Genomic DNA, 430 nt, shown 5'->3' with positions numbered 1-430 from the left:
AATGTGGAAAAACGTTTGCCTACCTGGGCAAATTTTGGGGTTATTGAAAAACCAGTAAATCGAAGAGTGACAAGACCATTTCAGTTTCGGGGTGGGCTCCTTGTTTCATTAGCTCTAGGATTCGTAGAGATGGTGATAAAAGGCTTATGTATCTCATATTTTATTTTAGGATTAGAAACGCATGTCTATCGTTTAATGCGCAGAAACGCAAGGGTGTAAAAAGGAGGACTCTATTATGAAAGTATTGATATTCGAATTGATTCTTATTGCGGTTCTAATACCGTTGAATAGTGTTGTGAAAAAACATGTACCAAAATGGAAAGGAAAAGCGGGAGAGAAACTGGTAAAACGTATACTAAGTAAATTAGATCCAAAAAGTTACTTTGTGTTACATAATGTGACGGTTTATACGGAGTTCGGTGATACAACG

The 430-nt window shown here is 36.7% G+C and carries 2 pseudogenes; both read left to right on the top strand.

Going from position 1 to position 430, the window contains the following annotated elements:
* A pseudogene (locus CO726_RS31325) lies at positions 1-219 on the top strand (hypothetical protein); the annotation flags it as partial.
* Between the two features lie 16 nt (positions 220-235).
* Positions 236-430, top strand: a pseudogene (locus CO726_RS31320) (nuclease-related domain-containing protein); the annotation flags it as partial.

The organism is Bacillus fungorum, assembly GCF_002746455.1.
GTDB lineage: Bacteria > Bacillota > Bacilli > Bacillales > Bacillaceae_G > Bacillus_A > Bacillus_A fungorum.
Note: the sequence above shows the minus strand (reverse complement) of the source record. Positions and strands in the feature narration are given on the sequence as shown.